The 8080-nt window shown below is 38.8% G+C and carries 6 protein-coding genes and 2 pseudogenes; 4 read left to right on the top strand and 4 right to left on the bottom strand.

The features are described from left to right. Positions 1-122: 122 nt before the first annotated feature. Positions 123-863 (top strand): annotated as a pseudogene (locus F6K13_RS08800) (Uma2 family endonuclease). Between the two features lie 293 nt (positions 864-1156). Here F6K13_RS08800 and ftsH4 read toward each other — a convergent pair. After that, a complete protein-coding gene (gene ftsH4, locus F6K13_RS08795; protein ID WP_124144169.1) occupies positions 1157-3040 on the bottom strand; it encodes an ATP-dependent zinc metalloprotease FtsH in 1884 nt (627 codons plus the stop codon). A gap of 325 nt (positions 3041-3365) precedes the next feature. Here ftsH4 and F6K13_RS08790 point away from each other — a divergent pair, with 325 nt between their 5' ends. After that, positions 3366-4133, top strand: a complete 768-nt coding sequence (locus F6K13_RS08790; RefSeq protein WP_124144168.1) for a peroxiredoxin-like family protein — start codon at positions 3366-3368, stop codon at positions 4131-4133. A gap of 232 nt (positions 4134-4365) precedes the next feature. Here F6K13_RS08790 and F6K13_RS08785 read toward each other — a convergent pair whose 3' ends face one another. The 3 genes from F6K13_RS08785 to F6K13_RS08775 are packed head-to-tail and all read right to left on the bottom strand — an operon-like array spanning position 4366 to position 6505. Beyond that, on the bottom strand, positions 4366-5628 hold the full coding sequence (locus tag F6K13_RS08785) for a cell wall metabolism sensor histidine kinase WalK (RefSeq protein ID WP_124144167.1): 1263 nt from the start codon (positions 5626-5628) through the stop codon (positions 4366-4368). Continuing rightward, positions 5621-6298: a two-component system response regulator RppA gene (rppA, locus tag F6K13_RS08780; protein ID WP_124144166.1), complete on the bottom strand. Its 678-nt coding sequence runs from the start codon at positions 6296-6298 to the stop codon at positions 5621-5623. Before rppA ends, F6K13_RS08785 begins: the two co-directional genes overlap by 8 nt. Positions 6299-6328: 30 nt before the next feature. Then, complete coding sequence (locus F6K13_RS08775; RefSeq protein ID WP_161564420.1) at positions 6329-6505, bottom strand: hypothetical protein; 177 nt, start codon at positions 6503-6505, stop codon at positions 6329-6331. Between the two features lie 163 nt (positions 6506-6668). Here F6K13_RS08775 and F6K13_RS08770 point away from each other — a divergent pair, with 163 nt between their 5' ends. Together F6K13_RS08770 and F6K13_RS08765 are read left to right on the top strand one after the other, a co-directional pair. Beyond that, on the top strand, positions 6669-7064 hold the full coding sequence (locus F6K13_RS08770; RefSeq protein WP_124144165.1) for a hypothetical protein: 396 nt from the start codon (positions 6669-6671) through the stop codon (positions 7062-7064). Between the two features lie 194 nt (positions 7065-7258). Further along, positions 7259-8080 (top strand): annotated as a pseudogene (locus tag F6K13_RS08765) (hypothetical protein); the annotation flags it as partial.

The raw sequence follows: 8080 nt of genomic DNA, 5'->3' as shown, positions 1-8080 counted from the left end.
TTGTAATATAAAATATGGAGTTTTTGCTAATTAATTAAGAGAACAGAGAACAATTAAAAATATTTTTTGCCAACCAAACTTGGTCTAAGATTTTCCCACCCAAAAACTCGTAATAAAAAAGTATGGTACAAGAACTAACAACTAATACTAAACCAGAAATTATTTATCCAGAAAGTGATGGTCAACCGATGGCAGATAATACAAAACAATTTCGCTGGATTGTAACTATAAAAGAAAATTTAGAAATTTTATTTGCTGAGGTTGCTGATGTTTTTGTTGCTGGAGATTTCCTCTGGTATCCAGTGGTAGGAAATAATAAAATTCGGACTGCTCCTGATATTATGGTTGTATTTGGTAGACCAAAAGGAGATAGAGCTTCTTATAAACAATGGCAGGAAGAAAATATTACTCCCCAGGTTGTATTTGAAATATTATCACCAGGCAACCGTCTCAAAGAAATGAATAAAAAATTACTATTTTATCAATAGTATGGAGTTGAAGAATATTATATTTATGACCCCGATAAAATAGATTTTACAGGTTTAATTAGAGTGGACGATCCTGCTTCTCCTCGAGGCGATCGCTTAGAAACAATAGAAAAAATTGATGGTTGGGTCAGTCCCCGTCTGAATATTCGTTTTCAAATCACAGAAAGTACTTTAGAAATATATCGACCTGATGGACGTAAATTCCTAACATCTCTAGAATTAGAGCGACTTAGAGAGCAGGAATATCAACGTGCTGAACAGGAAAAGCAACGAGCTGAACAGGAAAAGCAGCGAGCTGAACAAGAAAAGCAAAGAGCTGATAGACTGGCAGCAATACTAAGAGAAAGAGGAATTGATCCAGATGAGCTATTTTGAGTGAGAGGATGCGGGTTCTTGAGGACACGGACAGGGGGAGATGCGGAGACGCGGAGACGCGGAGAGAGGACGCAGGAGTTCTCTTTCATGAGTGGCGGAACGGGCAAGATACCCATTCCACAGACGGCAGTGGGAGCATCTTGCTCCCGTGCCAAGCATCCCTTGTTTCTTGTACACCATGACTATGCGGGACTACCCTTTAATGAATAAAGCGAGTAGATTGAATTAATTACTCAATTATCCAATCTCCGCGTCCCCATGTCACCGCGTCTGGTGTGTCATATCTTAAAAACTTACCCTTGTAAGCACTCCCCTACTTCTGCAGCTTGAACTTGCTGCAATAAATCTTGTAATTTTCCTCCCTCAATTACCTCTACATCCAAAAGCTGTTGAGAAATTGTTTCCAACAAATCTCGATTATGATTAAGAATATCTAACGCTTGTTGATGTGCAGTTTCCACAATTTCTTTCACCTCATCATCAATAGCTTTAGCAGTCTCATCACTCACCATGCGACGCGGGTTCATTCCACCTTGACCGAGAAAATTATTCTGTTGACCCTTCTCATAAGCTAAAGGACCCAATATTTTACTCATACCATAAGTTGTCACCATTTGCTCTGCTAGGTCAGTCGCTCGCTGCAAATCATTCGCAGCACCAGTAGTAATACTACCAAAGACAATTTCTTCCGCCGAACGACCCCCCAATAAAATTGCAATTTGTCCCCGAAGTTCCGCCTCATCTCTTAAAAATTTATCCTCAGTAGGTAGTTGCAAAGTATAACCCAAAGCTGCCATTCCCCGAGGAACAATAGAAATTTTCTCTACCCTGCCACTACCAGGCATCAATGCACCAACTAAAGCGTGACCCACTTCATGGTAAGCAACAATCTTTTTCTCTTTATCACTGAGAAGACGACTTTTCTTTTCCAAACCTGCCACAATGCGTTCGATCGCTTCAGCAAAATCTTCCTGAGAAACCTTTTCTCTTCTGTTACGCGCTGCTAATAATGCTGCTTCATTAACCAGGTTAGCTAAGTCCGCACCGACAAAACCAGGAGTACGAGTAGCGATCGCCTTTAAATCGATATTATCTGCTAACTTAACTTTGGCAGCATAAATTTCTAATATTTTCAGACGACCGGGTAAATCTGGACGGTCTACCAAAACCTGACGGTCAAATCTTCCTGGTCGCAATAAAGCAGGGTCTAAGGTTTCGGGGCGGTTAGTAGCAGCTAAAACAATAACTGTTGACTCGGCAGCAGCAAAGCCATCCATTTCAGTTAATAACTGGTTGAGAGTTTGTTCCCGTTCGTCGTTACCACCATAAAAACCGCCACTGGCACGAGATTTTCCAATAGCATCAAGTTCGTCAATAAAAATAATACAAGGTGCTTTTTGCTTTGCTTGTTCAAATAAGTCTCGTACCCGCGCTGCACCTGCACCCACAAATAATTCGACAAATTCGGAACCGGAGATGCTAAAAAATGCTACTCCTGCTTCTCCTGCAACTGCCTTTGCTAATAAAGTTTTACCAGTTCCTGGAGGTCCGACTAATAATACACCTTTGGGAATGCGTGCGCCAATAGCGGTAAAACGTTCGGGAGACTTGAGAAATTCCACAACTTCTGCTAATTCTGTTTTTGCTTCTTCAACTCCTGCCACATTGTTAAAAGTTACTTTAGTAGACTCGCCTTCGACGTAAACTTTTGCCTTACTTTTTGTAATAGAAAGTGCCCCTTGGGGACCGCCCATACCACCTGCACGACGACCAATAAAAAATTGCCAGATAGCGACAAAAATTAGCGGAGGAATTACCCAACTCAAGATATTACCAAAAAAATTATTAGAAGGAGGCGGAGCAGCAAATTCTACTCCTTTTTGTTCCAGACGTTTTGGTAATTCTAAGTCGAATATTGGGGTAGTTGAAAATACCTGTTCTGGTTGTTCTGCTGTCTCTTTGAGTTGGTAACGAATTTGGTCTTGACCTACAGAAGCTCTTGCTACCTTGCCGTCTTCTACTTGGTCGATGAATAAGCTGTAAGGAACGCGAGGAATTTGAGGACCGAATAAATTAGGAAATACTAGGTTGATAAATAGGAATATACCTGCCAGCAATAATAAGATATTGCCAATTCTAATATTGCGAGGTCCTTGTGCATTATCTTTGATACTCATGGTTATTATCTTTTTTTGGTAAGCAATATATTAGTCTGTATATTTATTTTATATTATTTTTGAGCAAAAGGGGGAGTAGGGACGTTGCATGCAACGTCTAAAGAAGAATAGGGGAAAATATAGCAATGTGCGCTGGCTTATGTACAAATTACAAGAACTGTCCAATAGCTAAAAGTCTTATATTATTCCAATGGAGATGCTGCGCAAACGATTTTTTATTCCCCCTGTTGCCTGTTGCCTGTTGCCTATTGCCTGTTGCCTGCGCACAGCGCTATAATTGATAATTTATGTGCGATAATTGATTTGATTTTTTATTATTTGTCTTATGAATATCTACCTGACCCTAAAGCAAAGTCAACGTCTCAGAATTAGTGATGGCGAAATTTCACCTATCCTCAGTGGTTGCGAAAATGTTAATCGTCTTTTAGTTTTAATTTGGTCACAATTGGGTGATTTTGATAACCTAGAATATGCTTGGTGGTTACAACGAGAATCTGCCAATTTGCAAGCTCAAGGAGTGACAATACGGGCAATTGGGATTGGCGATCGCGCTTCTGGTTTGAAATTTTGTGAATATACTGGGTTTCCTACAGAATGTCTGTTTGTTGACCCAGATGCTCAATTGCATCAGGAATTAGAACTATACCAGGGATTAACTGTTAAATTCCCTTTATTAAATACAAGTCAAAGTGCTTGGGTTAATCTAATGTTAATGTGTGCAGGTATTGGTAGCCCTGGTACTTTAGGAGAGGTCTTTAGAGGTTATCTAGGGGATAAAAAAGCACCTCAATTGATTGGTGATGATGAAGTCATCCATGCTAAACCTTTACCGCCTCTAAAGGGTTCATTTTTTAAGATGGCAGGTGGAACAGGTTTTCAACGTCCTTTTGAATTAGCCACACTGAGACTAAGAAATATGACGGAAGTTCTCAGTAATTGGTCAACTTATGTACCTAATTCTGCTTATTTGACTCAAAGAGGTGCAACTTTTCTGTTTGATGGTCAGGGAAATTTGCTGTATAAACATTGCGATCGGGGTATTCTAGATTTTGCTTTTAATAAAAGTAATCCTTTATCTTTTGTTTTAGAGTAGGGAGTAGGGAGTAGGGAATAGGCAACAGGGAACAGGCAAATGTTTTTCTCTGTCCGAAATCTATTATTATATCATGTCCGTTAATATCGTTTGTGTAAACCCAAGCGTGATATGCAGGAAATTTAAGTTTTTTTTTCTTGCTCTTAAACCTTCCTACCTCTTCCCTCTTCCCTCTTCCTTCTTCCTTCTTCCTTTCCTTCGCTATACAATACTGATGCTACCGGACATAATATTACAGAAAATATAAAGGTATTTTCACAATAAAAGTGGAACCTTTACCTATGATACTGGTTGCTCGGATATCACCATTATGAGCATTAACTATTTGTTGAGTGATCGCTAACCCCAAACCAAAACCTCCTGTTTTGCGAGTTCTAGCAATATCAACTCGGTAGAAGCGATCGAATATGTGAGGTAAATCTGTAGCAGGAATACCATCACCCGTATCTGTAATAGAAATAATAGCGTAATCAGAGTCTGTCTCTAACTTTAACTTTACTTTTCCACCCCCTGGAGTATATTTAAAAGCATTATTGAGCAAATTTTCAAACACCAAACGCAGTAATTCAGGTTCGACCTTAACTTCAATCATTTTCTGTGGTGAATTATAGTCAAAAGTCAGATTCTCACCCGCAGCTTGATTTTGATAATATTCAGCTAATTCCTCTAACATCAAACTTAAATCAACATTTTGTAATGCTTCTTGGTTAATTTTTCCCTCGTGACGCGCCAGTATCAATAAATTATTCACAAGCACACTCATTGATTTTGCTAATGTGCTAATTTTTTCTAGACGCTGACTTTGAGGTGTTTCCTCAGTTCCAGGAATTAATAATCCAACTTGAGCATTACTCAGGATAGCAGCTAATGGGGCGCGTAATTCGTGAGAGGCATCAGCAGTAAAGCGACTTTTAGCTTGGTAAGATTTACGAATTGGTTGCATCGCCATTCCTCCCAATAACCAACCCGCAAAACCGATCGCCCCCCAAACTAACGGAACAGCAACCGTTAAGAAAACCCGTAATTTCATAGTTAAATCAACAAAAGACTGGAGAGATGTTGCGACTCGTAAATATCCCAGTAATATCTCACCTTTCATCACTGGTAAGGTAAGTTGACGAGCAGACACACCAGATTTATTTGCAATTGTTTTAAAACCAGGTTCGGGGTTAACCATAGTTCGGGGAGGTTCTCCTACAAACTGAAGAATTTGACCTTGGGAGTTGTACCAATGAACATATAGTAATTCGCTACCTATTCCAGATTTTTTCCCTAAAACTAAGACATTTTCTAGCTCTGGTGTAGACTGTCCCCTACTTTTATTGTACTCTACCATGGAAGCGATCGCTCTACTCCGGTCATATAAAGCGCCATCAAAAGTTGCTAGTCTATCTCGAAGTTCTATATAGAAAAGCAGCTGAGTAAAAATAATTAAAATTCCTCCCATAGACCAAGTAAACCAGCAAGCTAAATTACGACGACTGCGACTAAACATAATCTTGATTTATCCTATAACCTAAACCGTAGATAGTTTCAATTGATTTATCTGCACTCAAAACCTTCAATTTTTGCCGTAACCTCCGGACCGAAGTACTAACAGCATTACTATCCGGTGGGTTATCCCACTCCCATAAAGACTGTTCAATTCGATCGCGACTCAAAACTTGATGAGGATGACGTAAGAAATATTCTAGCAGTTGCGACTCCCGCACCGAAAGTTGCACCTCTTGTTTTCCTCTTCGTGCCATTAACTTAGTTAAGTCTAGTTGCAAATCTCCCAAACTGAGAATATCCCCCTGCCATAATGGAGAACGTCGCCCCAAAGCTCGCACTCGCGCCAATAACTCCAGCAAATCTACAGGTTTTACCAAATAATCATCCGCTCCACTATCTAAACCCATCACCTTATCAATAGTAGTATCTTTTGCTGTTAACATTAGTACCGGAGCAGTTTTGCCCATTTGTCGATACAAACTACATAATTTCAGCCCACTAACACCCGGTAACATCCAATCTAAAATTAGTAGGTCGTAGTCATTTTCTGCCATTAACCATTGAGCAGTATCTCCTGTTTCCACTCCATCTACAATGTGTCCAGCTTGGGATAAACCTGTGTGGATAGGTTCTAACTGTTCTGAGTCATCTTCTACTAAAAGTATTCTCATTTCTAGAGTAGTCCTTAATTTGATTGGGAATTAGCAAATATCTTCAATTATTAATAATTGTAAGAGTTCCATATTTTCATAGACTGCGTACTTTTTTGATCGATCGTCTGCGATCGCTACAGCTATTGTATATAATATCAATATTAATTCTATTCTATCTTGGTCTAAAGAATATTTGACAGCAACCTCATCTGGTATAATTGTCAATTGATATCAATTTCATGTAGTTGAGCTACTCAGGTTTAGAGTAGTCAATTCCCAATAGTCAGGAGGTAAGGTGAATAGCATTACTTTTTGAACTTGGTACTACTAACTTGAAGAAAAAGTAAGTAATAATTAGTAAGTAAAACATATAATTTAGGAAAAGTCAATGAAATTAAGAAAATTGCGGAAAACTCTTAAAGCTATAGGTTTAGAGTTTTGGTTGCCTCTACCAATCATCAGCGGGTTATTTTGGGTGACAACTGGCTGGGCAACTCAAACAATTTTGTATTCTAGAGCGAATATTACAAACCCCGTGCAAGTCGATACCTTGCCAGAAATTGATATATCTTTAAAGGCAAAGCTAATTGTGATTGAGGTAAAAATCTTTAAAAAACGTGGTTTTAGCACGGTAGATGTATATGTAAGTGATTCTAGACTACAAGAAATAATATTAGATTTTCCTACTACTGATATAGCAGAATTAGAAACAGAAATATCCAGTACTTTAAGTATTCCCCGAGAGAAAGTTCAAGCATTAGCTCAATATCAAATTAATGAATAATGTAGCAGGGAATAGGGAATAGGGAGTAGGGAGTAGTAAGTAGGAATTAGGGAGAAAGAATTGATAATTTATGTAGGATAATTGATTTTATTTTGAAAAGTTGGATATATCTACTGATAACTGAAATGACTGGCTGTCATTTTCATGTCATTTTTCTAGTTTATAGTTAAACCACCGAGTTCAAAAAGTAATAAATGATTGACCCAAATACTTTTGGTCTGGATGTTCAACCAGGAACAACAATTAATGGAATAGTAGGTGGTTTCATAGACAATGGAGAAGACTTTACCCTCAACTTTAGTGGTGGAAGTGTCATTGTAGACCCCTTCCCTGTCAATGCTAATCAACTAGGTTTAAACATCGGTGAACCTATAAATGTTGTAGTTGCTGAATTTGATGGTTTGGAAGTTGATACAGGATTTATCAGCAGATCGGATGGTGTAGTTATTTTAGGGAATCAAGCTATTTTAACTCCACCACAACCCACGACAGCAATTCCAACTCCCTCACCTCCATTGAACCCGCCACCCCCAGTAGCACCATTAGATCCAATCACAGGTGGGGTTTCCACTATAGGATTTGACCCTCTAACTTTTCCCCAAGGAAATTCTATCTTTGGCACTGTATTAAATACTGTAGATCGTGATGAATTTATTCTGGATGCTGGTGGCACTCAGGTATTCATAGATGCCAATTTATCAGATAGACAATTTTTGAATTTATTCCCTGGGGAACAGGTAAATGTTGTGGGTGAGTTTGATGAAAATGAGTTTGAAGCTTTTTCTGTCACTCGCACAGATGGTTCTCCTGTAGTTTCCGATCTATTACCAGGGGCGATGCCACCTGTAACAAATACATTGTTCGGTACTGTGTTAAATACTGTTGATAATGATGAATTTATTCTGGATGCTGGTGGCACTCAGGTATTCATAGATGCCAATTTATCAGATAGACAATTTTTGAATTTATTCCCTGGGGAACAGGTAAATGTTGTGGGTGAGTTTGATGAAAATGAG

Source organism: Okeania sp. SIO2B9 (assembly GCF_010672505.1).
GTDB classification, from domain to species: domain Bacteria; phylum Cyanobacteriota; class Cyanobacteriia; order Cyanobacteriales; family Microcoleaceae; genus Okeania; species Okeania hirsuta.
Note: the sequence above shows the minus strand (reverse complement) of the source record. Positions and strands in the feature narration are given on the sequence as shown.

What these genes read in the sequence shown, in the direction of transcription:
- ftsH4 (WP_124144169.1), bottom strand. Translation starts at nt 3,040, where the DNA reads ATGAGTATCAAAGATAATGCACAAGGACCTCGCAATATTAGAATTGGC.
- F6K13_RS08790 (WP_124144168.1), top strand. Translation starts at nt 3,366, where the DNA reads ATGAATATCTACCTGACCCTAAAGCAAAGTCAACGTCTCAGAATTAGT.
- F6K13_RS08785 (WP_124144167.1), bottom strand. Translation starts at nt 5,628, where the DNA reads ATGTTTAGTCGCAGTCGTCGTAATTTAGCTTGCTGGTTTACTTGGTCT.
- rppA (WP_124144166.1), bottom strand. Translation starts at nt 6,298, where the DNA reads ATGAGAATACTTTTAGTAGAAGATGACTCAGAACAGTTAGAACCTATC.
- F6K13_RS08770 (WP_124144165.1), top strand. Translation starts at nt 6,669, where the DNA reads ATGAAATTAAGAAAATTGCGGAAAACTCTTAAAGCTATAGGTTTAGAG.